Here is a 25,664-nt window from a genome sequence, read left to right as displayed (position 1 = left end):
GATTAATAATTCTCAGGAAGTGTTTTGATTGGGGTGAGTTCGGCTTTGCGAATCAACAATTCAGATCCTTCCGATTGGATTTGAATTTTTCCTTTGCTGAGGGGTTGAACCTGTCCATCAACCAGCATCCCAGTGTTCAGGCATTCCATCACTTTCACGCCATTAATCACATGAATGGCTTTTTGTCCCACACAATAGAGGTCGACGATGTTCCATTCGCCAAGCGCTTTTTCCTGGTTGGAGCTTTTGCGGGCAATTTTACCTCCGTTTTGGTTTTCGCCAAACGAAAGCAGGTCGCCATCGGTTGCATAAACAGGATTGTTTCCCTGTTTACGAATGGGGATTTCGGCATAAGAATCCCCCATCATGTAAGCGTCGCCCAGGTTTTCGTGCATCAACTGGAGCTCGATGGAGCTCATCCACGTACCAAGTCCCGCACCAAATGGGCCAAAGCTATGGTACAGTAAACCGCTGTTACGTTTGGTATAAACTTCTTCGCCGTGTTTAAACTCCAGGCGGAAGTGATAATTTTCGTAGGCTTCTTTTGTAGCAATCGAGGCATTCACATCGCCTGAGATCCGCAGTAGCTTTTCGCCATCTTGCTCCACAATTGAGAAAATTGATTCCGCGGTGGCAGCGTCTTTCAAATCGTCGAAGCCGGTTAAGGCGGTTCCAATGGAGATATCCCAATTGGAAAGATCTTCACCATTAAATAAAGCTTCTGCTTTTGGCTGACAGGATAGGAGGCCGATGGTTACGGCCAGGATAAGGATCAATGTAAGATTACGGGTCATGATTTCTGGGTTTAATTGATAAAAAAAAACTGCCTTATTTCAAATAAGGCAGTTTCAAAAATAATACTTTAAACGAATTAATGAACTTGCTCGGCAATAAGTTGCTGGGCACGTTCTAATATTTTTGTGTCATCAATCAAAACTACGCCACCATTTGGCCCTGGTTCGATATGTAGCCCTACGGATTTTCCACGGTCATAATTTGCGCCTCCAAAATAATTCCTGACGGTTTCAACTTCAAGGTCAAACTCCTGCGCAATTTGGCGAATTGAACCATCAGGCAAGCTGTCTTTAATTTTACGCAATTCATTAAATGTGATTTTCTTATCCATGGCAGTAAAATTTTATGGGTTATTAACTAGATTCTTTTAAAACACCCCTTAAAGTTAAAATTAATAATCTAATAATATAAGGATATGAATTAGGTCACATTATTGACTCGCTCAATTTTCTGAATTTTCAGTTTGAAGAAATGTTTCAACTGAATGAGATGCATTGGCTGAAGCGGTTTTTGAGCAGCTGGATGTGGTAATTGCCTGCCTTGATGTTAAAAAACATTTTAACAATTTTTAGCAATTTGATGAATGTTAAGGCAGTGATTTTAGGTGATTGAGTTCCGCACTTTTCAGCGACCGCTTATTTCAGACTGTCGTAAATTGCCTGATGCATTTCCGGTCGGATATTCAATTTGAAGAGTTTGGAGTTTTCGCGGGTGGGGTAGACCCGGTTTGAAAAGAAAATAAACAAGAGGTTGTTTTTTGGGTCAGCCCAGGTAAATGTTCCTGTGTATCCACTGTGTCCAAAACTTTCAGGGCTAGCGTCTACGGCAGGATAAGCGTCTTTGAGTTTATTTTCGTGGTTATCGATAAAGGGTTTGTCGAAACCCAGTCCACGCCGATTTTCGTTCTCTGGATATTGGATGCGGGTGAACTCACATACACTGGCCGAATCCAAAAACTGCTGGCCTCCGTAATACCCGTTTTGCAAATACATCTGCATAATTTTTGCCAGGTCGTTGGCTGTTCCGAATAATCCGGCGTTGCCCGAAACACCCCCCAGCATGGAGGCTCCTTCATCGTGCACGAATCCTTGAAGCAATTCTTTTCTGAAGATATTATCCTGTTCGGTAGGTACGATCATATCGCGTGAAAAATGTTTGTAAGCATTGTAGAAAACCGTTCTGGCTCCCAGCGGAGTATAGAACTGCGTAAGCAAATAGTCTTCGTAGTTGCTGCCCGTGAGATCCTCAATAATTCGGGGAAAGATGTGGAACCCTAAGTCGGAATAGGTATATTTTCGGTGTGGTAATAATTTGGAATCGCGAATTTCAGAATAAATATGATCGATGTAGTGTTCGTTCATGTAAAGCGAAGAGGCGACACGCAAGTTAAAGCCAGCGGTGGGGTGGTCGCTGAAAACAGATGATTTTAATTGCCCGTTCTTTCGGAGTGCTTCCTGGTAAAATGGGATCCAGGAAGGCAGTCCGGCCTGATGAGCCAGAATTTCACGAACGGTTATTTTTTCCTTGTCAGTGTTGCGAAAGTCGGGCCAGTAAAAGGAAAAAGGAAGATCGAGGTTAATTTTTTTTTCACCATGAAGTTTGATTAAGGCCGGGAGTGGGCCTGTAATTTTTGTTAAGGAGGCCCAGTCGTAAATGTCCGATTTTTGTACAGGTCTTTTGTTGTCGTAGGTGAAATGCCCGTAACTTTTATGAAAAATGACTTTTCCGTCTTTGGCGACTAGAACCTGGCAACCCGGATAAGCCCGCTCTTTTAATCCCAGTTCAGCAATGCTGTCTATTTTCGAGTTTAATCTAAACGAAGAAATACCAACTTCTTCCGGGATGGAATATTTTAGCCGGCCATTTTTGGGAAGCGTGATACCCTGATTTAAGAAGAAGGTATCGTTGACATTCACCGGGAGTCGGCCATCAACAGGAATAGCGCCAAAGATAGCCTGAGCCGCGAGCTCCTGTGTGACTTGGTTTTCTTGATACGTAACCAGAAGTCCGGAAGCTTTTTCAGCATTTCGCAAGTAATTGAGTGCATAGGGATTGCCAAACAAAACGACAATTTGGGGTTTGCTTGCCAGTGCTTTAATAACATCGTTGATAACAGGTGTCAAGCCGTAGTTCCCTGATACGTTCAGTCGCATGTCGTGGATTCCGCTAATTAGCAGGTTGTAAGCGTTCAGATCAAGCATCAGCTTTTGAATGGCTTCTTTGGTGGCGTTTTTTGGCAGTTTGTAAAAGTCAACATTTGTGTAGTTGGCCAGCATGCGCTGAAAAGCGGTTTCCTGTTCCGCGCCGATGGAGAGGGCAGCAATTTTTAAAGTATCCAATCGTTGCAAAGGAAGAAGTTTTCCTTCGTTTTTCAAGAGGGTTAGCGATTGCTCGTGCAGCAAGCGTTTGGTCAGTTCATATTCGGGTTTTTGATAATCAGCCTCCAGACCCCCGGGTAGAGCAGGGATGTAACAATCCAGATGAAGCCACTTTTTCAGCGCCAGAATTTTCCGGCATTTTTTCTCCAGCAGGTCTTCCGTTATCTGGCCGTTTTTCAAGGCGGCTTTAACGGCAGCAATTCTGACGGGAAGGTTGGGTACAATTTCCAGCATGTCGTTTCCAGCTTGCAAGGCCCTCACTGTCGCTTCGCCATCCGAAAATTGCTTGCTGACACCATGCATGTTCATGGCATCAGATATAACCAGTCCTTTAAAGCCCAAATCGTCAATGAGTTTATTTTGAATCATGTTGGGTGAAAGCGAGGCAGGAATGCCTGAGTCAGGATCATAAGCTTCAACATGCAAATGGGCGGTCATCACACCACCAATTCCTTGGCCGATCAAATGCTTAAAAGGATACATCTCGACATGTTCCAATCGACCAAAATCGTGCCTGATAACCGGTAGACCCAGGTGTGAATCCGTTTCAGTGTCGCCATGGCCGGGAAAATGTTTGGCTACCGCCAGTACGCCGGCATCTTGCATTCCCTGCGCGTACATCCAGCTTTTATGGGCTACCTTTTCTGGTTCTTCTCCAAACGAACGGTAATTAATGACCGGGTTGCCCGGGTTGCTGTTCACATCGGCTACCGGCGCGTAATTGACATGAACGCCAATGCGTTTTAGTTGGGTTCCCACTTCGTAGCCCATCTGGTAAATCAAGCTGTCTTTTTGAATGGCTCCCAGCGCCATTTGTACGGGGTACTTTGGTGCTCCTGTCAGCCGAAATCCTGGCCCCCATTCCGCATCCATGGTAACGAGCAAAGGAATCGAGCTTAGTTTCTGAAGCTGGTTGGTGATGGCGAGTTGGTTGGCGGGTGTTCCTTGCATAAAGATTAAGCCGCCAATGTGGTAGCGCGAAATTTTTTCAAAAATCGCGTGGTTCTCGGGTAGTTTTTCTTTTGAGTAAACCTGGGCAATAAACAGCTGTCCGATTTTTTGGTCCAGCGTCATTTGCATCAGCGTGGAGTCCACCCACGGGTCATTCAGATAGTTTAAAAATTCCGGTTGGTCTTGCGTTTTGCCTTGCAGCACGAAAAGGCACAAAACCACCGAAAACAGTAGTCGGTTCAGGATGTACATAGTTCCATTTTTTCAACGGGTAAAATTAGCAAAGATTGATTAAAGCTAAAACTTAGGTGATGCTTTAACCGATGTTTTCTTACCTTCGTGATGAATAGAACGACCATTTTTTATGCGTATTGTATTGATCTTTTTTTTACTGCTTGCAGGTCCGGTTTCGGCACAGGAAATTCAGCCCGGAGCTGAACGCACGGATTTGTATTTGCCCTTGTTGCAAGGAAAGAAAATAGGCTTGGTGGTCAACCATACCTCCAGGGTTGGTGACGATCATTTACTCGACTTTTTGTTAGAGCATGAGCTTGCTGTGGAGCGCGTGTTTAGTCCGGAACACGGATTTCGTGGCGATGCTGATGCGGGCGAACAAGTCGCTGATGAGCGGGATCCGAAAACCGGAATTCGCGTGGTTTCACTCTACGGAGATAATAAGAAACCCCAGGCGGATGATTTGGCTGACCTGGATGTTTTGATCTTCGATATCCAGGATGTTGGTGTTCGGTTTTACACCTACATCAGCACCATGCATTACGTGATGGAAGCCTGCGCTGAACACCGCAAACCTTTGCTGATTTTTGATCGCCCGAATCCAAACGGTGACTATGTGGCTGGTCCGGTGTTGGACCCAAAATTTCAGTCTTTTGTCGGAATGCATCCTATTCCTGTCGTGCATGGCTGCACCGTGGGCGAGTTGGCACAAATGATCAATGGCGAAGCTTGGTTGAAGGATCAAATCCAATGTGAGCTCAACGTGATTCCGGTAGGAAATTACACGCACAAAATGGTCTATTCGTTGCCGGTAAAACCCTCGCCCAATTTGCCCAACGACCGCGCAATCCGGCTTTATCCGTCGCTTTGTTTTTTTGAAGCCACCAGCGCCAGCATTGGAAGAGGAACTCATTTCCCTTTTCAAGTGATCGGTTATCCGGATCCACGATTTGGCGATTTTCAGTTTACGCCGGAAAGCATTGAGGGAATGGCTAAAAATCCGGAGCAACTTGGGCAGGTTTGCTATGGTGTTGACCTTCGGACACCGTGCTGTGATGAGCCATTTACCTTGTCGTATTTTCTTGATTTTTACAAGCAGTTCGAGCATGAAGCAGATTTTCTGACCCGGGAACGCTGGTTTAATTTGCTGGCCGGAACAGATGCGCTGCTTCAGGATGTTCGAGCCGGGAAAAGCCTCGAAGAGATTGAGGCCAGTTGGCAGAAAGAGCTCAATGCTTACCAATCCATCCGAAAAAAATATTTGTTATACCCTGACTTTAACTAATTGGTATGAATTCATTCCTCGCACTGGGAATTGTTGTTGGTTATTTCGCTTTGTTAATGTTGGTCTCCTGGCTGACTTCTCGAAATTCCGACAGCTTCACCTTTTTTAATGCCAACCGGTCGTCACCCTGGTATTTGGTGGCTTATGGCATGCTGGGCGCTACTTTATCGGGAGTCACGTTTATTTCGGTTCCGGCCGAAGTTGGGAACTCAGCCTTTTCGTATTTGCAGTTTGTTTTTGGCAATTTGGTGGGCTACTGGCTGGTTGCTTTTCTGTTGTTGCCTTTTTACTACCGGTTGAAGCTGATTTCCATTTATTCTTTTTTAGAGGAGCGAATGGGGACATTTAGTCATCGAACGGCTTCGTTCTTTTTCCTGATTTCGAAACTGATTGGAGCAGCCTTTCGTTTGTATTTGGTGGCCGTTGTTTTGCAGTATGCGTTTTTCAGTGCCTTTGGTATTCCCTTTTGGGCCAATGTGTGTATCACCGTTTTTCTGATTTGGATTTACACGTATCGGGCAGGCATTAAAACGATTGTTTGGACGGACACGCTGCAAACGACTTTTTTGGTCATGGCGGTGCTGCTAACTGTTTACACCATCAGCAAAGTGTTTGTAACCAGTGATTCTTTTGGGGTTTTTCAGCGGGTTTACAACAGCGATTTGTCGCAGGTTTTTTTCTGGGACTGGCGTTCTCCGAATTTCTTTTGGAAACAATTTATTGCGGGTATTTTCATGACCGTGGCGATCAATGGAATGGATCAGGACCTGATGCAAAAGAACCTGACCTGCAAGTCGAAAGGGGAAGCCCAAAAGAACATGCTGGTGTTTAGTGTTCTTTTTGTATTTGTGGTGATCCTTTTTATGAGTTTGGGAGGCATGTTGCACCAGTACGCGCAACATGCCGGGATTGAAGTAGCCGATGCCGGAGATGATTTGTATCCGCTGTTGGCCCTGAATCATTTAGGAGGAGCGGTCGCCATTGCTTTTTTGCTGGGTATTACTGCGGCCTCGTTTTCCAGTGCCGATTCAGCGCTCACTTCTATGACCACAGCGTTTTCCATCGATTTTCTTCGTTTGGATGAGCTTAAGAATACAATGAAAATGAAATACCGGAAATGGATTCATTTGGGTTTTGCGGCGCTGCTGGCTGGTGTTATTATTGTCTTTCATATTATTAATGACGAGAATGTTGTGATTGCGCTGTTTAAGGCGGCAGGCTATACCTACGGACCCATCTTGGGGCTCTTTGTTTTTGCGATTTTATTCCGAAGAAAAGTGCGCGATCGGCTGGTGCCATTCATCGCTTTGGGAGCGCCCTTGCTCACATTTATAATCTCCGTATTTTCGAAACAATTATTTAACGGTTACGAATTTGGCTTTGAGTTGTTGATATTGAATGGTTTAGCAATGCTTATTGGTCTTTTTTTGATTTCTGGAAAGAATTGAGCCATCGGATCGTTAAAATTGTTAAAATTTGTAAAAATCATTTTGTACTTTTGAAATACGATATCGAAGCTTTGTGGCGTTAAACCTAAAACCGCTTGTGAAAAAAATAGTGCACATAATTATTGCTCTTCTCCTCATTGTGATGGTTATTTCATGCGAAGATGAGAAGTATGTTTCTTCCAACGAAGTGCAGCTCAGTTTTTCAGCTGATACGGTGATGTTTGACACGATATTTACTGCCTTTGGTTCAACCACCCAACATTTGAAAGTTTACAACCCTTACGAGCAAAAAGTCCTCATCTCGTCTGTTCGTCTGGCTAAAGGCGATGCGTCAAATTTCAGGCTAAACGTTAATGGAATCGCTGCAAATGAAGTTTTTGATCTGGAAATTCCTCCCAAGGACAGTATCTACATTTTTGTTGAGGTTACCGTAGATCCTACCGGGAATAATATGGCGATGGTGGTTCAGGACTCCATTGAATTTTCGACCAACGCTTCGTTTCAGGATGTCGATTTGGTGGCCTGGGGACAAGATTTTCACCTGATAAAGGAAGCGCGCCTGAAGACAACGACTTGGACGGCTGACAAACCTTACCTGGTGTACAATTATGCCTATGTTGACAGTGGCGAAGTGCTGACAATTGAACCCGGAGCCCGGATTTACTTTCACAGTAAGGCCGGCATGTATGTTCGGGGCCGGATTAAAGCCATGGGCGAATTTGGGCAGCCAATTGTTTTTCAGGGCGACCGGCTCGAAGATGTTTACGAAGATGTGCCGGACCAGTGGAATGGCTTGTTGCTGTTCTCGGGTAGCCACAACAATATTTTCAACTACGCTGAAATTAAAAATGCCAACATCGGTTTGCAGGTTGGCAACATCGAAGATGAAGGTCACGCCACGGTTGAACTATCCAACACCAAGATTTATAACCATGCCTATGCCGGGATTTTCTCTTTGAAATCAAAAATTAAGGCTTATAACTGCTTGATCGCCAACTGCGGGTTTTATGCCGCTGCGCTGTTGGTTGGGGGCGACTATGATTTTTATCACACCACCATCGCCAACTATTGGGGCGGTTTTTCAAGCAGCTCCAGGTCGACGGCTTCGCTGGTGCTCTCCAACCTGCTTATAATCGATCAGGCATCGGGCGGAAGTGTGAGTTATGTGGGGGATATGGAGAATGCCAATTTCTCAAACAGCATCATCACCGGAAATATCAGGACTAAGAATGAACTGGAGCTGGGCATTTCCGAGGAAGCCGTTTTTAATTACAGCTTCAACCACTGTTTGATGCAACTGTCGGATACCTTCGATATTTCAGATCCCGATTATTATACGGGAATTATTCGTAGTGCAGATCCCCAATTTAAAGATCCGTTTGAGAAGATGAATTTCGAACTGGATACCTTAAGTCCTGCTAAAGATGCCGGCCTGAAGATGATTGGCCAGCAATTTCCATTCGACTTGCTGAATCAGAGCCGCATTGGCGATTCCGGGCCTGACTTGGGTGCCTATGAGCGCATTGAAAAGGCTTTGAAGTAGATGGCCTCCCTACGAAATTGGGCACCGTCTTTTTAATCCTGGTTTTCATACAAAGCAATCTGTTCTGGCAGCCGAAAGCGCACGATCAACTGCTGGTACTTTTTTAATGTCGAAAACCTGTTCGACACATAAGATGATCCAACAATCCTTAATGATGATTTTTTACCCGGTGGCGACGGGCGATGGAACGACTACCGGTTTTACAAGAAGTTGAAGCAACTGAGCAAGGTCATTTTAAGCAGCGCTGATTTTGAATGGCCCGGAGTTATCGGTCTTTGCGAAACTGAAAATCGCTTTGTCTTCGAAAAGCTGCTCGCAGCTACTCCCATAAAAGGCCATGCGTATGCCATTGTCCACAAAGATTCGACCGATGATCGGAGCATTCGGTACGAATCGTTTTATGTTGCAACCTCAGGACCGCTCGGCCCTTTCGAAGTCCGCAATAACAACTTCCAAGTGCTCGTTACCGTTCAGGCAAGAGCAACAACTCGGCTTGTCGCATTTAGTCACTAAGATTGTCGCATTTACACTGCGAGAGCGAAGAATTTATTGGCGAGATTTGCCTTGTAACCCAAACGGCAGTAATATGGAGGCTAAAATGAAATATGTAACATCCAAAGATGGCACTAAGCTTGCGTACGATGTAACTGGTTCAGGTCCACCTTTAATTTGTATAACAGGGGCAAGTTGCTTTCGAAATTTTCCCCCGATCTTGAAAGTTGTCAAAGTCTTATCAAAGCATTTTACGGTTTATAACTATGATCGTCGTGGCCGCGGAGATAGTTCGGATACAGCACCATACAGTATTTCCAAAGAAGTTGATGACCTGGAAGTTCTAATAGACGCTTGCGGAGGTAAAGCGCTTTTGTATGGTCATTCATCAGGTGCTGTCTTGGCGCTTGAGGCAGCTTTGCGGCTGGATGAAAAAATAGATCAAGTAATTGTTTATGACCCTCCCTATGTCCATACAAAAAGTGATCGGGCAAAGTACCAAGCATTGGCAGCGGAGGTAATGAAGCAACTTTCGCAGAAAAATAATAAACGTGCCATGAAGACATTTTTAAGCGGCATCGGTATGCCGAAGTTCTTTGTGTTGTTTTTGCCATTATTTCCCGGGTGGAGGGAAATGCACACGCTTGCGCCAACACTGGCATATGATATCGAGCTCACAAAAGACTTTCCTCCACTAAACCGATTCAAAGAAATTAAAATACCTACCTTGGTACTTGTTGGGAGCAAAAGCCCTGAAAGTGTTCGCGCTGTAGGTGAAGAAATAGCAAAGGCAATACCCGCCGCGGCTTTTGAGATAATTGCCGGACAAGATCATCTGGTCAATGCAAAAGTGCTATTGCCAAAGTTTACGCGTTTTTTCGGAACATCAAAAGCATGATATTCGACAAGGTGTAGGATTGACAAACTTTAAGAGGAAGAAAAAATTGGCTAAAGGTCAGGGCCGTTAGTCGGCTATCGCAAATGCGGATTTGAAAGCTTGCTGATGTGGCATTGTGTGGATTTATTCTGCTGTCGGCTTCAGCCCCATTTTCTCCGCTACTTTCATCATATACTGAAAGGCTTCGTCGTGGTCGTTATGAATTTCACCTTCCAAAATCGCTTCCTTAATGGCGTTTTTGATATCGCCAACTTCGCGCGATGGTTTCAGGTTAAAGACTTCCATAATTTCTTCCCCTGAGACTGGCGGCTGAAAATTGCGAATATGATCGCGTTCTTCCAGGTCTTTCAGTTTTTGCCGGACCAGTTGGAAATTTTTCAGGTAGCGTTTGACTTTCGCTTCATTTTTAGAGGTGATGTCAGCCTCGCAAAGCGTCATCAGATCATCGATATCGTCGCCGGCTTCAAACAGCAAGCGCCGGATGGCCGAATCGGTCACTTCTTCTTCCGAAAGCACAATTGGGCGCATGTGCAAGGAGACCATCTTCTGGATGTACTTCATTTTTTCGTTCATGGGAAGCTTCATCCTCCGAAAAATACCGGGAATCATTTTGGCGCCCATGAAATTATGGGCATAGAATGTCCATCCAATGCCCGGCACAAACTTTTTGGTGCGGGGTTTGGCAATGTCGTGCAGCAGGGCCGACCAGCGCAGCCACAAATTATCCGTATTCGGAACAATGCGGTCCAACACTTCCAAGGTGTGGTAAAAGTTGTCCTTGTGACCAATGCCATTCACTTCTTCCCGGCCTTTCATCTGGTCAAGTTCCGGGAAAATCAGCTTTAGTAAACCTGTTTTTTCCAATAGCTTAAACCCTTTTGACGGTTTGCCGGCCAGGATAATCTTGTTCAGTTCTTCGATGATCCGCTCGTTCGAGACAATCCGGATTCGGTCTTTATTGGCTGCAATCGACTTTAGGGTTTCCTCTTCAATGGTGAAGTTTAGCTGGGTTGAAAAGCGAATCGCCCGCATCATCCGCAGCGGGTCATCCGAAAAGGTAATGCCAGGTTCGAGCGGGGTGCGGAGGATCTTGTTCTTCAGGTCTTCGATGCCACCAAAAGGATCAATCAACTCGCCAAATCGGTCTTGGTTGAGACAAATGGCTAAGGCGTTGATGGTGAAATCGCGTCGTCTCTGGTCATCCTCAAGCGTGCCGTCCTCCACAATGGGTTTTCTCGAGTCGTGTTGGTACGATTCTTTTCGGGCGCCCACAAATTCGACTTCGAGATTCTGGTACTTTAGCATGGCCGTACCAAAGTTCTTAAAGACACTCACCGGTGTTTTCGGGCCAATTTCGCGGGCAACTCTTTTTGCTAATTCAATTCCGCTGCCTAAAGTGACCACGTCAATATCGGGTGAATTTCGCTTCAAAAGCAAATCTCTGACAAAACCGCCGATCACAAAGCAAGGTTGTTGCAGTTGGTCAGCTTCTTTCGAAATGATAGAAAATATAGGGTGTTTCAGGTGTTTCTTCATGAATAAATACGGGTTTTAAACTTGATTACAAGAAATAAGTGTGACAAATTGTTTAAAACTGTGCCAAAATTACAATTATTTCTCTACCTTATGGGGAATTCCGGCAGATAAAAACAAACGGAATAATTCTTGATATCGAAATATCTAAAAGTTTATATATTTGTATAATAAAAACAGATAATCATGTTAGAACATTTAACGAAAGAGACATTTAAAGAGAAAGTTTTCAATTTTGAGCAAAATAAAGATTGGAAATATGAAGGTGATGCACCCTGCTTAATTGATTTTTATGCTGATTGGTGTGGACCTTGTAAGATGGTAGCTCCTGTTTTGGAAGAACTTCAAAAGGAATACGGTGAAGCCATCAAGATTTATAAAGTGGATACGGAAGATCAGCGGGAGCTGTCGGCCATGTTCGGAATTCAGAGTATTCCTTCCTTGCTGTTTGTTCCAAAAGACAGCCAGCCACAAATGGCTCAGGGAGCCTTACCCAAGGCAACTTTGGAGCAGGCCATTTCGGAAGTATTGAAAGTTGAAAAACCAGTTCATTAATTTTCCATTTGAAAGGAAGGTAAACTAGATTTGGTCAAGAGCTCGTTCGAGCTTAATTCCACGAGACCCTTTGATCAGGATTAGTCTGTTTTCCATTGGGTTTAATTCATATAGGTAGTTAGTAAGAAGTTCGACGTGTTCGAACTTCTTTGTTTTTGTACCTGTTCGGGCTGCCGAAAATTCCTTGCCGACCAAGAGGATGGAATCGAAATTTTGTTCGCTGAGATAGTCTGCAATCTTCTGATGTTCCTCCTTTGAATCGTTCCCCAATTCAAGCATGTCACCCAAAATAACGATCTTGTTGGGTTGATTGATGGCTTCAAAGTTTTTCAGGGCTGCCATCATGCTCGTGGGGTTGGCATTATAGGCATCCATGATGATTTTGTTACTTCCTTTTGTGATGAGTTGCGAGCGGTTATTCGTTGGAGTGTATTGCTCAATGGCTTTTTGGATCTTCAGGGGGTCAACCTCGAAATGCAAGCCGATACGTGCGGCAGCCAGCAGGTTTTCAAAATTGTATGCGCCAATCAGTTTTGATTTCAGGTAGAGCCATCCTTTTGGGAACAGTGCCTTGACGGTTAAATAATAGGCTGAATCCTGCAACTCACCACGAAGTTGTGCCTGCTCTGAACTGCCGTAGGTCATTTTTTTCAGTCCCTCGGCCTGTTTCATTAAGAGCGCATTGTCAATATTGATAAAGCAAGCTTCTTTTTTCTCCCGCAGGTAATCGTACAATTCGGATTTGGTGCGGACCACGCCTTCAAATGAACCAAAACCTTCGAGGTGTGCTTTCCCAATGTTGGTGATTATTCCAAGGTCGGGATCAGCAATTTGACAAAGTTCCGCAATCTCGCCCGGATGGTTGGCACCCATTTCAACGATTCCAATTTCGGTGTGATCATTCATTTTCAATAAAGTCAACGGAACCCCAATGTGGTTGTTCAGGTTGCCCTGAGTCGAACTTACCCGATATTTCTGCTGAAGTACGGCAACGATCAATTCTTTTGTGGTGGTTTTACCGTTCGACCCGGTAATGCCTAACACTGGAATGGCTAGCTGTTTCCGGTGGAACGAGGCCAGTTGTTGCAAAGCCTGAAGTACATCGCAAACAACGATGAATTTTTCATTTTCTGGAAGACTTTGATCATCCACCACCGACCAGGCTGCTCCCTTGCTGAGAGCATCTGCTGCATATTGGTTGCCATCAAAGTTCGGTCCTTTCAAAGCGAAGAAGATGCAGCCCGGGACAATGTTTCGGCTATCGGTTGAAACGATTGGGTGTTCCAGAAACCGCTGATAGAGTTGTTCTATAATCATTCTTTTTCCAAAAATAAGCCTCATCCGGCAGCTGCCGGATGAGGTTTAAATTGTGAAATTCTATCTTTTTTAGAATCCTTGCGGACTTCCTACTCTTGTCATGGCACATCGGAAACCAATGTCGTTGGTTGCCTGATCTTGTACCAAATATCTTCTGGTTCCAGGAATTAACCAATAGGCCCGGTCTTTCCACGATCCACCTTTATATACGCGTACATTGTCTGAAATCAGCGAGGTAAACTGACCAGCTTCTTCCGATTTCAAATACATATCTTCAGTGGACAGTTGATCCTGCATTGCTTGCCAGTCCGGTCCTTCAATGATTTGAGAACGATAGTCGCCATCTTCAAAATTACGGTAGTCAGCAATGGTGTCCTGAACCAATTCACCATATTCGTTTCGTATGAGGTTGCCATCGGCATCGCGACGGTACTGGGTAAATACATTACCACGGAAGGGTTGAAATTCTTCCACATCTTGTTGGTTGAGAGGGCGGTAAACATCAGCAACCCATTCGTTTACATTTCCAGCCATGCAGTACAGGCCATAATCGTTCGGGTTGTAAGAATTTACGGGTGCGGTAATGTCCGCATTGTCATTCAATGAACCAGCCATACCCATCATGTCACCCCGGCCCCGGACGAAGTTTGCCATCAGGTCACCCCGGTTCTTTTTCGAATCGTCCCTGAGATAACTCCCATTCCAAGGGTACAGTTTTCTTTCGGTCAGCAATTCACCTTCAGCGTTTCCGATCAAACCGTAAGCTGCATATTCCCACTCGGCTTCGGTTGGGAGGCGGTAGTTTGGAAGTAGTACACCATCTTCCCACTTTAGCTTACGTGCATTACCCGCGGCATCCTCCATCGGGTCTTCACCTTCTGTGCCTTGATAAAGACCAGCCAGATAACTGTCAGTGGTGTAAACGTTTTGTCCTCCTTGAGTATTGTCGTGTTGCAAGATGCCACGGTCAACCAGAATTTTTTCATTGACGCGATCAGTTCTCCACTTACAGTAGGCATCCGCTTGTAACCAACTCACTCCAACAACCGGATAATCGCTGTAGGCCGGATGTCTGAAATAATTTTGTATGTATGGATCATTGTAACCTAATTCCTTTCGCCAAACCAAAGTGTCGGGTAGGGCCATATTCGTTTTTTCCGGATTTTCCGGGTAAACCCTTTCCAGCCAGAATATAAATTCGCGGTAGTCCAGGTTCGAAACTTCTGTTTCATCCATATAGAACGATGCGACGGTTACGCGGCGAGGCACATTGTTCCAATCGTACATGACATCTTGTTCTACACGTCCCATGGTGAAAGTTCCACCCTCAATAAACGTTAATCCAGGTCCGGTGACTTGATTGTAATCACCGTCAGATTGAAAACCCCCATTGTCTGGGTTGTTGTATTCCCATCCGGTTGTACTTGATGTTTTCTTAGCTTTTCCACCTTTCCCCAACAACCCGCAGCCTGCCACTAAGACAGCCAAACCTAAAAATAATAAGGCCCTAAATTTCATCATCTGTATTCTCAGTTTGATTTTATTATGCACAAATATAACTAAATTGTTCTATTCTTATTGTTTGGGTGAGATAACTTTTTAGTGAGAAATTGTTGATTGCTCTTTGTATTTTTGCGATTTTGCAATTCGATTAACCAAAATTTGAGACCATCCTCGTTTGGCCGTTGTTTACAATAATGTAAATTTGCTCTATTTCTAATTTATACCGGGGAGTTTGCTTTGATGAAAAAGTACCTTTATTTTGGCCTTTTGGTCCTTTTGTCGGGTTCTGTCTGGGCACAGAATATCAATAGGAATATCAGCTGGCATGAAGCAGCAGAGGGAGTCCCTTTGGAGACTCTTACAAAGCTTCCAGGTGCCTATGTTAACACCGAAGGGCTGCCGGTTTATCAGGAGACATTCAAGCTGGATGCTTCGAATCAGCGGGTTGAAATTATCAATCCGGTTTTTGAACTGTTGCCATCAAGCTTGAATAAAAGCTACTCCACACTTCATGAACAATTAGCGATCGTTCCAATCTACACTCGCTCTAAAGGAAAATACCAGGCTATCATTGAATTTGTTCCGTTGATTCGCGAAGGTCAAAACCTTAAAAGGCTGATTTCTTTCGATATTCAAATCACTTCAACAACAGCAAAATCTTCATCCGTTCAAACGAAAGACTGGAAATCAAGTTCGGTGCTATCGGCTGGGAAGTGGGTCAAAATTAGAACCTCAGGGGAGGGCGTTCACAAAATAAGCTATGCGCAGCTGCAGAGCTGGGGTTTTTCCAATCCGGCTTCTGTTGGTCTGTACGGCAACGGAGGTTACATGTTGCCTAAAATGAATGATGCGTCTTATATTGATGATTTAAAGCAAAATGCAGTTCTTCATGCGAAAGATGGACAAGGCAATGATTGTATTTTCTTCTACTCAACAGGGACTGTCCAATGGCAGCTAAATCCGGAAACGGGCTTATTTTCTCACGAGTTGAATGATTATTCGGATCACGCTTATTATTTTTTGTCAGATCAGGGAAGTGTAAAGAACATTGGACTTTCGCAACAAGAAGCTGGCGAAATTACTCATCAGACCGCAACTTTCGATGAGCGAATTTTTCGTGAAATGGAGCTTGAAAATTTAATCCACTCAGGACGACGTTGGTTTGGCGAAAAATTTTCAAACGGACAAAGCAGAATCATCACGGTTGCACTGAGCAATCCTGCAAATGGCGAATCTGCAAAAGTGTTTGTTGAGGCGGCCGGCAGGTCTGGCAGCAATTCAAAGCTCGATGTGACTATCAATGGCTCTGGTGTTAAGTCGATCAACTTTTCTCCGGTCAATACAGGTGATGCTATTGCATTGTATGCTGATTTGGAAGGCCAGTCCTACGAAGTGGGCAATCCGGGAAATTTGATTGATGTGGGGCTGAGATTTGCGGCTTCGAACAGCACTTCCTATGCCTGGCTGGATTTTGTTACAGTTAATTACAAGCGAAAGTTAGAGGTGGATGACCAACTGTTATTCCGGGATCTGGCAAGTGTTGGCCCGGGAAATATCACCGAATTTCAACTGACGGTTTCCGAAACTGATCTGAAAATTTGGGATGTCACGAATTTTGCTTCGCCTGAAGCGGTTCCATTTTCAACCGAAAACATTCAGGCAAGTTTTAAAGTTGCAACTGACAAATTACGCGAGTTTGCTGCTTTTCGAACCAGTGCGGCTTTGCCCGAACCCGAATGGGTGGGTGATGTCGGCAGTCAAAACCTGCACCAGCTTTCAGGTATAGACATGGTAATCATTGTTCATCCCGACTTTTTAAATGAAGCGAACAGCCTGGCTCAATTTCACGAACAGAACGATCAACTTGCCGTTGAGGTGGTGACACCAGCAAAAATTTACAACGAATTTTCGGGCGGGGCACCTGATGTTGCCGGGATTCGGAATTTCCTGAAAATGTTGTATGATCAGACCAATTCTTCGCTGAAATACGTGTTGCTGTTTGGAGATGGAAGTTATGACAATAAAAACATTGGCGGGCAGGCCACCAACTACATTTTGACTTATCAGTCGCCCAATTCGCTGTTGCCAACCTCGTCGTTTGTAACCGACGATTTTTTTGTTCTGCTCGATGATGGCGAAGGAGAATATACTGGTATGATTGATTTGGGTATTGGGAGGATTCCTGCAAATACAACTGAGGAAGCAAAAATTGCTGTTGATAAAATCAAGGGTTACGCCAGTGCAAATTCGCTTGGCGAATGGCGAAATGTGATCACTTTCATTGGCGATGATGAAGATGCCAATACACACATGAGTCAGGCCGAGAATTTGGCAACGACTGTAAATGAAACAAATCCGGCTTTTTATACCGATAAAATTTACTTCGATGCCTACGAAGAAAAATCAACAACCAGTGGTGATCGCTATCCCGAGGTGACCGAAGCAATTAATAATCGGGTAAAAGAAGGTGTTCTGATTCTAAATTACACCGGGCATGCGAACGAAACAGCGCTGGCCCATGAAAAAGTGCTGGGAACCAATGAAATTGACAACTGGTCGAATTACGACAAGCTGCCCATTTTTGTAACCGCAACTTGCGAAATCAGCCGCTTCGATGCGGATGAAAAATCGGGCGGGGAGCACATTCTGTTTAATCCCAATGGCGGTGGAATCGGGCTTTTCAGTACGACGCGAGTTGTTTACTCAACTCCAAATTTCATTCTGAACAAAGAATTTTATGAGCACGTGTTTAGCCAGGACGTAAACGGAAATAAATTAAGAATGGGCGATGTGTTGAAGCGTTCAAAAAACGGGATCAGCACAGGTATTAATAAGCGAAATTTCACTTTGCTGGCTGATCCTGCTTTGAGCTTGGCTTTCCCGAAATACCGGGTCGAAACGGAAACCATTAATGGCGAGCCCGTTGTGGAGGTGACGGACACGATTGGAGCCTTAGCAATTGTTACCGTTGCCGGAAGAATTGCCGATCATGCTGGAAGTCTGCTGGAAAGTTTTAATGGTGAACTAATTTCTGTAGTCTACGATAAAAAGTATGGTTTGGAAACCTTAGGTAATGGAGAACAGGCACCGTTTAGTTTTGAAATGCAGGATCACATTATCCATAAAGGCGTGACAACAGTCACGAACGGGCGATTTGAGTTCTCGTTTATTGTGCCGAAAGATATTTCCTATGCGGTTGGCGAGGGTAAAATCAGCTATTATGCCAACAATGGAACCACCGATGCGCATGGCGTTTTTGAGAACTTCAAGATTGGCGGCGCGGCCAATGGTTCGATCAACGACACCGAAGGTCCACTGGTTGATTTGTTCTTAAATGATCAGGACTTCCGTTCAGGTGATGAGGTCGGAAAAAACGCGGTGCTAATTGCTGATATCGAAGATGAAAATGGAATCAACACCATCGGGGTGGGAATTGGACACGACATCACGGCCGTATTGGATAACGATTACGCCAATGTTTTTATTCTGAATGACTATTACCTGAGTGAAAAGGATAGCTATAAAAAAGGGCAGGTTATCTTTCCGCTCAACAATTTGAGTGTTGGCGAACATACGCTGAAATTCAAGGTGTGGGATGTGTTAAATAACTCGACGGAAGTTGAGATTCGTTTTGTTGTTGATGCAAGCCTCGAGATTATTGAAGTTGAAGCGTATCCTAATCCGGCTCGTGACTTCACCAACATTGTTTTTTCTCACAACCGGCCGGGTGTTTCATTCGACACCCAGCTGGAAATTTTTAATTTCTCCGGAAGTTTGGTCGATATTTTAAGCCAGCGTTTGGGCTCGAATGGAACCAGAAGTTTACCTTTGGTATGGCAAATCAATGAAAGCCAGATGCTAATACGCGATGGTGCTTATTTGTATCGGGTGACCATTACGGCTGAGGATGGATATTCAGCCAGTAAAACAGGGAAAATAATTATTTCACGCTATTAGTATCTTTGAAAACATACTTTTTCAATTCTTTATGCGTTTTCAATTTTGTATTCCAGCTTGGGAACTCTGTAACAATATCTATATTTGCAATTTAATTTTTTGAAACAGTTATAATGAAAAGACGATTTGCAGTTCTTGTAGTTTTAATTGGCCTTGGTTTTATCTCAAACAAAGCGTTTGCACAAGCTACATCTTCAACAACTGGAGCTAACACAATTTTAACGGGGGTGCCATTCTTAACGATTGCACCTGACTCGCGTGCAGGAGCCATGGGCGACGCTGGTGTTGCTTCTTCGCCCGATATGAACTCACAGCACTGGAACCCGGCCAAATATGCTTTTATTGGAAGCGAAATGGGGATTGGGCTCTCCTATACACCGTGGTTGCGCAACCTGGTCGACGATATTAATCTGGCCTACCTGGTTGGTTACAAACGACTGGACGACCTGCAAACTGTGAGTGCTTCGTTACGTTACTTTTCTCTGGGCGATATCTCGTTCATGAGTGAGTTTGGCGATTTCCAGGGACAACAGAGTCCAAACGAATTTGCCTTTGATGTCGGCTATACCCGCCTGTTGTCTGAAGAATTTTCAGGCTCTGTCGCCATGCGATACATTCGTTCCGACTTGACGGGAGGGCAATTAGTTAACGGAGTGCCGTCAACTGCCGGGCAATCCTTTGCTGCCGATATTGCTTTTTATTATCAGAACGAAATGCGGGTTAATCGGAAAGAATCGACTTTCTCTGCGGGGATCAATATTCAGAATATTGGAGCCAAAATTTCATACACCGATGGCGAAACCAAGGATTTTATTCCTACCAATCTGAAATTGGGGGTTGGTTACGAAACCGAAATGGATCAGTACAATACCATTGGATTTTATTTTGATATCAACAAGCTACTGGTTCCAACACCAAATTCAGATAGCGTAGACATCGTTGGTGGCGGCTTTAGTGATGATAAGTCGGTGATTGCCGGTATGTTTAGCTCCTTTGGCGATGCTCCAGGGGGCATGAAGGAAGAATTGCAGGAAATTACCTTGTCGTTTGGCGCTGAATATTGGTATAATGAGCAATTTGCTTTACGTGCGGGTTATTTTCACGAGCACGAAAATAAAGGTAACCGGAAATTCATTACAGCGGGTGCCGGTTTAAAGTTGAATGTTTTTGCGTTGGACTTTTCGTACCTGATCCCAACCCAGCGCAATCATCCTTTAGAAAACACCCTGCGGTTTTCACTCTCCTTCGATTTCGAATCGTTTAGTAGTCAGCGGAGATGATGCCATTTCGAATTGGATACGGATACGATGTACACCGTTTAGCAGTGGGCGAGAGCCTTTGGCTGGGCGGAGTTCTCATTCAGCATGATAAGGGAACAGTGGCGCATTCCGATGGTGATGTACTCATTCATGCGTTGTGCGATGCAATGTTGGGAGCACTGAAACTTCGGGATATTGGCTACCATTTCCCCGATAATTCGGCTGATTTTAAGAATATCGACAGCAAAATTCTATTGTTGAAAGTGAATGAGCTAATAGAAGCCAAAGGGTACACTTTAGGAAATGCTGACATAACAGTTGCCGCGCAAAAACCAAAGCTGAAAGATCACATTCCGTTGATGGAAGAGAAATTGACAGAAGTACTTCAAGCGCATGTTGATGCCATTTCGATTAAAGCGACCACTACGGAAGAGCTTGGTTTTGAGGGGCGTGAAGAGGGCATATCGGCACATGCCGTTGTGTTATTAATGAAGAAGGAATCATGAGTAAAAAGACATTGGTCATCGGCGCCAGCGAAAAGCCGGAGCGGTACTCAAACAAAGCCATAAAAGCGTTGCGTAAATATGGTCATCAGGTGGTTGCCATTGCTCTCCGAACGGGCCGAGTGGAAGATGTAGCGTTTGATACGGAGAAGAAAAGTTATTCAGGGATCGACACAGTCACTTTATATGTCGGGCCACAAAACCAATCCGATTTCTACGATTATGTGGAAAAGATCAAACCCCGCCGGGTAATTTTTAATCCAGGAACGGAAAATAAAGCTTTTGCCGACCGGTTGAAAGCCAGTGGTATTGAAACCGAGGAAGCTTGCACACTCGTACTGTTGGGCATAGGCGCTTATTAAATATGTATACAACCATTCATACATTGCACGAATACAATGAATTGGTGGTCACTGAGCCCGCCATGTTGATTTATTTTTCAACCGATGAATGCAACGTTTGCAAGGTTTTGAAACCCAAGGTGGGGGAGATGTTAACTGAAAGCTTCCCAAAAATCAAACTGATTTATATCAATCTCAATCAGTCACCCGAAATTGCCGCTCAAAACCGAATCTTTACGGTGCCAACAATCCAGGTCATTTTTGACGGACGCGAGTACATTCGAAAAAGCAGGAATTTTGGTATGGATGAACTTCGAAATGCAATTGATCGGCCGTATCAAATGATGTTCTCGTAAATTCGTTTGGCAAACAAATAAATAAGCTTACTTTTACTTGTCATTTTAAAGCCTTTGCATTGAGACGATTAGTAATAACTATTTTAGTCCTCGCGCTTTTTTCCATGGTGTCGGCTCATGGTCAAAACAAAACTTCTGAAATCGATAGTCTATTGGCTCTTTTGCCAGGCTTGGAAGGGGTGAAATTGATAGATGCTTATCTGGATTTATCAGAGAATTACCTCTATGTTACGCCAGTCAAAACCATTGAATATGCAGAACGAGCCATGAAACTGGTGGCTGCGACCGAATGGTCAGATCGGATTTGTCATGCCAATTTACTCATCGGAACCGGTCTGATTTCAACCGGAGAGTTTGCTCAAGGTGAAAAGTATGTCGTACAAGGACTCGCTCAGGCCCGCCAACTCAACAATGCCAGGTACATTAGTATTGGGTTGAGTGCACTGGCCGCTTACCATATGAATACCGGGAATTACGACAAGGCACTGGAGTTGCTCGAAGAAACGCGGAGAGAAGCCACGAATGCCGGATTGGCAGACTGGGACGCTCGGGCTAAACTCAATATTGGATCAATCTTGACTAACAAAGGCGACCGGGCCGGTGGACTGCGGTATATGACCGATGCCTTACGATACTTCGAAGCTTCGGGTAATAGTATCATTGCTTCGCGGATCATGAATAATATTGCTGTTAATTATCATTCATGGAACGATTATGATCTCGCATTGGAGTATTACCGGAAAACGCTTCAGGCGTACGAACTGAATGGTGATATTTTGGGAAAAGTAGTCGTGTTGAATAATATTGGCGAAATCTATAAGGATAAGGAGCAGTACGAAATGGCTCTTCAGTATTTTAACCAGATTTTTGGCTTGGCTGAAAAGCATCAAGTAAGTGATTTTTATCTGGCCATTGGCTGGGTTGGCCTTGCGGAAACGTACATGAAAATAGGGAATGATAAACTGGCTCGTCAATATGCTCAGCAGGCTTTGGAAGTGTTTGAACAAACGAACATGCAGGAAGGAGAAATAAACGCCAATTTGATTCTGGCTCAGGTCAATTTGAATGAAGGGAAGCTGCACCTTGCCACCCAGCTTGTTGATGAATGTCTGGATCAGTCGACTACCATTGAGTTGAAGGAGTTGACCATAAAAGGCTATTTGTTGAAGTCTGAAATTCTTGAGAAAAGCAGGAACTACCAAGAATCGCTCGCAAACTATAAAAAATATGTCGAAATCACTGATTCGCTATATGAGGAAAAGCAATTGCATCAGCTTGCGCTTCATCGTGCCGAGATGGACATTTCAGAAAAAGAAAATGAAATTGGACTTCTTCAGAAGAACAATGAAATTAAAGACTTGCAACTCGTGAAGCAAAAAAATCAGTCGCGAACTATGATTATTACCATCGCTTTATTGGTGGTTGTCGTTGCGCTCTCGCTGAGTTACAACAAAGCCCGCAAAAAGGCAAATGACCTGTTGCACAAAAAAAATAAGCAAATCCTTGAGCAGCATGAGGAGTTGATTCGGGTCAATCAAACCAAGGACAAGTTCCTGTCAATCATCGGGCACGACCTGCGTAACCCGATTGGTGCATTTAAAGATGTGGTTAGCCAGTTGGCTGAATTTCCTGAAATGTTTACCGAAGAGCTTCGGAATCAAATTTTAACTGAATTGCGCGACGAGGCTGAGAACACCTATTTCTTGCTTGACAACCTTTTGTTATGGGCAAAAACGCAGAAAAACAGTATCCAGTTTAAGCCTGATAAACTCAAGTTAAATTTGGTTGTAAAAAATAATATTATTTTACATACGCGACTGGCCGAACGTAAGAACATTAAATTGAAGACGAACATTGCGCCTGATGTTTTGGTTTATGCCGATCACAATATGGTTGATCTGATTATTCGAAACCTGCTTTCCAATGCCATCAAATTCACACCCGAAAATGGGAAAGTGAGGCTTAAGGTGAGGGAAGTTGACGACAATAAGTATGAAGTGAGCGTGAAAGACACTGGCGTAGGAATCGATGAAAAAGACCTGTCCCGGCTTTTTGACGAGAACGATCACTTGTCGACCTATGGAACCGATAATGAAAAGGGCTCAGGCCTTGGTCTGATTTTATGTCGTGAGTTTGTTGAAATGAATGGCGGAACCATCTGTGTTGATTCCAAACCCGGACAAGGCAGCACCTTTTCGTTTACCCTGAATAAATACCGCCCTCAAAAAGTCTAAAACAAATCTTCCAGTAGTTTATCTGAGGTGGATTCTGGCAGTGTTACTTTGAGTTGCGGATCGCTTTCCATAGCCCGTTTGATGGCAAAGTTTGCCGACGGGTTTCCGGCCCAGTTTCTGCGGGCAATGCCATTGTTCACATCCCAGTGCAACATAAGTTTGATACGCCGGTCAGCTTCTTCCGAGCCGTCAATAGTCAATCCAAATCCCCCGTTAATCGATTCGCCCCAGCCCACGCCGCCGCCATTGTGGATGGAAACCCAACTGGCACCCCGGAAGGAATCACCAATCACATTTTGAATGGCCATATCGGCAGTCAGCGACGAGCCATCGTAAATGTTTGAGGTTTCGCGGTAAGGCGAATCGGTGCCCGACACATCGTGGTGATCACGGCCCAGTACAATCGGTTCTGCAATGTGGCCATTCCTGATAGCTTCGTTAAATGCCAGTGCAATTTTAATTCGTCCTTCGGCATCGGCATAAAGAATCCGCGCCTGTGAACCGACCACCAATTGATTTTTTCCGGCTTCCTCAATCCAATGGATATTATCCTGCATTTGCGGCTGAATTTCGGCAGGCGAGTGACTGTAAATTTCTTTTAGAACGGATGCGGCAATCGCGTCCGTTTTTTCCAGATCTGACGGCTTACAGGAGGTGCAAACCCACCGGAACGGTCCAAAACCATAATCAAAAAACAGCGGGCCCATGATGTCTTGCACATACGACGGATAGCGAAATTCACCATCTTTGCTGTACATATCGGCCCCGGCCCGGCTGGCTTCCAGCAGAAAAGCATTGCCATAGTCCCAGAAATACAATCCATTGGCTGTCATTTGATTTATGGCCGCGACGTGACGACGTAAGCTTTTATATACTTCATTTCTGAAGCGTTCCGGCTCTTCGGCCAGCATGCGGGTGGACTCGTCAAAACTCAACCCAACAGGATAATAGCCTCCGCCAAATGGGTTGTGTAACGAAGTTTGGTCAGATCCCAAATCGACCGGAATTTTTTCCTGGGCCAGTTTTTCCCACAAGTCAACAATGTTTCCCTGGTAGGCTAGTGAAATGGCTTCCTTGTTTTGCCGCGCATTGTTTATCCGCCGGATTAATACTTCCAAATCAGCGTAGACTTCATCCACCCAGCCTTGCTCGTACCTGGTTTGAGTGGCTTTCGGATTTACTTCTGCTACCACACCAATCATGCCGGCAATTTTGGCGGCTTTTGGTTGAGCGCCCGACATACCTCCCAGTCCGGAAGAGACAAACACTGTTCCCGCCATGGCTGCGGCTCCCCGCAAGCGTGCGGCGTTCATCAAGGTAATGGTTGTGCCGTGCACAATGCCCTGTGGGCCGATGTACATGAACGAGCCGGCAGTCATTTGTCCGTACTGGGTGACGCCCATGGCGTTCATTTTTTCGTAATCATCACGGCTGGAATAATTGGGGATTACCATCCCGTTGGTTATCACGACCCGTGGAGCCTCCGGATGCGAAGGGAACAGGCCCATCGGGTGGCCTGAGTAAAGTACCAAGGTCTGCTCGTCAGTGATCTCCGAAAGATACTTCATGCACAGCCGGTATTGTGCCCAGTTTTGAAAAACCGAACCATTGCCGCCGTAAGTAATTAATTCGTGCGGATGCTGGGCCACAGCATGGTCGAGGTTATTCTGGATCATCAGCATGATACTTGCTGCCTGTATTGATTGGGCCGGGTAATCGGCAATGGGCCGAGCCTTCATTTCGTAGTCAGGACGCAGCCGGTACATGTAAATCCGGCCATAAGTGTTCAGCTCATCGCCAAACTCCGGTGCCAAAATGGCATGTTGATGCGGAGGAAAATAACGCAGGGCATTTCTTACAGCTTGAATTTTTTCGGGAGTCGAGAGGATGTCTTTGCGCTTTGGAGCGTGGTTAATCTCCGGCTGATAGGCTTTTATGGGTGGAAGTTGTTGGGGAATGCCTGCTCTTATTAGTTCCTGAAATTCTTCTTTTGTCATATCCCTGAATTTTTGGTTCACCTTTTGAGATCATAGGCCTAACGACAAAATTGCGACATTCCCCGAAAAGAAACAGTGATTTTCG

At 44.7% G+C, this 25,664-nt stretch carries 19 protein-coding genes; 12 read left to right on the top strand and 7 right to left on the bottom strand.

Annotated features, from left to right (window positions below; translation table 11 throughout):
- Window positions 1–2: 2 nt before the first annotated feature.
- From AAC033_RS00500 to AAC033_RS00490, 3 genes are all read right to left on the bottom strand, one after another.
- Window positions 3–794: a DUF1080 domain-containing protein gene (locus AAC033_RS00500; protein WP_339734218.1), complete on the bottom strand. Its 792-nt coding sequence runs from the start codon at window positions 792–794 to the stop codon at window positions 3–5.
- Between the two features lie 77 nt (window positions 795–871).
- On the bottom strand, window positions 872–1,126 hold the full coding sequence (locus AAC033_RS00495; RefSeq protein ID WP_339734216.1) for a DNA-binding protein: 255 nt from the start codon (window positions 1,124–1,126) through the stop codon (window positions 872–874).
- Between the two features lie 304 nt (window positions 1,127–1,430).
- Window positions 1,431–4,376, bottom strand: coding sequence for a glycoside hydrolase family 3 N-terminal domain-containing protein (locus tag AAC033_RS00490; protein WP_339734214.1), 2,946 nt, complete (start codon window positions 4,374–4,376; stop codon window positions 1,431–1,433).
- A gap of 112 nt (window positions 4,377–4,488) precedes the next feature.
- On the opposite strand from AAC033_RS00490, the gene AAC033_RS00485 reads away from it, so the two are divergent.
- The 5 genes from AAC033_RS00485 (at window position 4,489) to AAC033_RS00465 (ending at window position 10,024) form a co-directional block, all read left to right on the top strand.
- Window positions 4,489–5,643, top strand: a complete 1,155-nt coding sequence (locus AAC033_RS00485) for a DUF1343 domain-containing protein (RefSeq protein ID WP_339734211.1) — start codon at window positions 4,489–4,491, stop codon at window positions 5,641–5,643.
- A gap of 5 nt (window positions 5,644–5,648) precedes the next feature.
- Window positions 5,649–7,091 (top strand): sodium:solute symporter, encoded by a 1,443-nt coding sequence (locus AAC033_RS00480; RefSeq protein ID WP_339734209.1) that lies wholly within the window; start codon window positions 5,649–5,651, stop codon window positions 7,089–7,091.
- A gap of 97 nt (window positions 7,092–7,188) precedes the next feature.
- Window positions 7,189–8,634 carry a hypothetical protein gene (locus tag AAC033_RS00475; protein ID WP_339734207.1) on the top strand — a complete coding sequence of 482 codons (1,446 nt, stop codon included), beginning with the start codon at window positions 7,189–7,191 and terminating at the stop codon, window positions 8,632–8,634.
- Between the two features lie 144 nt (window positions 8,635–8,778).
- Complete coding sequence (locus tag AAC033_RS00470) at window positions 8,779–9,147, top strand: hypothetical protein (protein ID WP_339734307.1); 369 nt, start codon at window positions 8,779–8,781, stop codon at window positions 9,145–9,147.
- Between the two features lie 73 nt (window positions 9,148–9,220).
- Window positions 9,221–10,024 carry an alpha/beta hydrolase gene (locus AAC033_RS00465; protein ID WP_339734205.1) on the top strand — a complete coding sequence of 268 codons (804 nt, stop codon included), beginning with the start codon at window positions 9,221–9,223 and terminating at the stop codon, window positions 10,022–10,024.
- Between the two features lie 123 nt (window positions 10,025–10,147).
- On the opposite strand, the gene AAC033_RS00460 is transcribed toward AAC033_RS00465, so the two are convergent.
- Window positions 10,148–11,560, bottom strand: a complete 1,413-nt coding sequence (locus AAC033_RS00460; RefSeq protein WP_339734203.1) for an HD domain-containing protein — start codon at window positions 11,558–11,560, stop codon at window positions 10,148–10,150.
- A gap of 183 nt (window positions 11,561–11,743) precedes the next feature.
- Between AAC033_RS00460 and trxA the strand changes: the two genes are divergently transcribed.
- Window positions 11,744–12,112, top strand: a complete 369-nt coding sequence (trxA, locus tag AAC033_RS00455) for a thioredoxin (RefSeq protein WP_339734201.1) — start codon at window positions 11,744–11,746, stop codon at window positions 12,110–12,112.
- 24 nt (window positions 12,113–12,136) lie between these two features.
- On the opposite strand, the gene murF is transcribed toward trxA, so the two are convergent.
- A complete protein-coding gene (murF, locus tag AAC033_RS00450) occupies window positions 12,137–13,429 on the bottom strand; it encodes a UDP-N-acetylmuramoyl-tripeptide--D-alanyl-D-alanine ligase (RefSeq protein WP_339734199.1) in 1,293 nt (430 codons plus the stop codon).
- 69 nt (window positions 13,430–13,498) lie between these two features.
- The gene (locus tag AAC033_RS00445) at window positions 13,499–14,950 is read right to left on the bottom strand and encodes an SUMF1/EgtB/PvdO family nonheme iron enzyme (RefSeq protein WP_339734197.1); all 1,452 of its coding nucleotides are present in this window, start codon (window positions 14,948–14,950) and stop codon (window positions 13,499–13,501) included.
- Window positions 14,951–15,172: 222 nt separating this feature from the next.
- Between AAC033_RS00445 and porU the strand changes: the two genes are divergently transcribed.
- From porU to AAC033_RS00415, 6 genes are all read left to right on the top strand, one after another.
- Window positions 15,173–18,889: a type IX secretion system sortase PorU gene (gene porU, locus AAC033_RS00440; RefSeq protein ID WP_339734195.1), complete on the top strand. Its 3,717-nt coding sequence runs from the start codon at window positions 15,173–15,175 to the stop codon at window positions 18,887–18,889.
- Between the two features lie 113 nt (window positions 18,890–19,002).
- On the top strand, window positions 19,003–20,169 hold the full coding sequence (porV, locus tag AAC033_RS00435) for a type IX secretion system outer membrane channel protein PorV (protein WP_339734193.1): 1,167 nt from the start codon (window positions 19,003–19,005) through the stop codon (window positions 20,167–20,169).
- Window positions 20,166–20,654 (top strand): 2-C-methyl-D-erythritol 2,4-cyclodiphosphate synthase, encoded by a 489-nt coding sequence (ispF, locus tag AAC033_RS00430; protein ID WP_339734191.1) that lies wholly within the window; start codon window positions 20,166–20,168, stop codon window positions 20,652–20,654. The genes porV and ispF overlap by 4 nt, the downstream gene beginning before the upstream one ends.
- Window positions 20,651–21,013 (top strand): CoA-binding protein, encoded by a 363-nt coding sequence (locus AAC033_RS00425; protein ID WP_339734189.1) that lies wholly within the window; start codon window positions 20,651–20,653, stop codon window positions 21,011–21,013. The genes ispF and AAC033_RS00425 overlap by 4 nt, the downstream gene beginning before the upstream one ends.
- Before the next feature lie 2 nt (window positions 21,014–21,015).
- Window positions 21,016–21,348, top strand: a complete 333-nt coding sequence (locus tag AAC033_RS00420) for a thioredoxin family protein (RefSeq protein ID WP_339734187.1) — start codon at window positions 21,016–21,018, stop codon at window positions 21,346–21,348.
- A 59-nt stretch (window positions 21,349–21,407) separates the two neighbouring features.
- Window positions 21,408–23,582: an ATP-binding protein gene (locus AAC033_RS00415; RefSeq protein ID WP_339734185.1), complete on the top strand. Its 2,175-nt coding sequence runs from the start codon at window positions 21,408–21,410 to the stop codon at window positions 23,580–23,582.
- Here AAC033_RS00415 and AAC033_RS00410 read toward each other — a convergent pair.
- The gene (locus tag AAC033_RS00410; RefSeq protein WP_339734183.1) at window positions 23,579–25,579 is read right to left on the bottom strand and encodes a urocanate hydratase; all 2,001 of its coding nucleotides are present in this window, start codon (window positions 25,577–25,579) and stop codon (window positions 23,579–23,581) included. The two genes, AAC033_RS00415 and AAC033_RS00410, sit on opposite strands and share 4 nt — an antisense overlap.
- Window positions 25,580–25,664: the final 85 nt, after the last annotated feature.

Source organism: uncultured Sunxiuqinia sp., assembly GCF_963974515.1.
In the GTDB taxonomy this organism is placed as follows: domain Bacteria; phylum Bacteroidota; class Bacteroidia; order Bacteroidales; family Prolixibacteraceae; genus Sunxiuqinia.
This window is presented reverse-complemented; position numbering and strand designations above follow the sequence as displayed.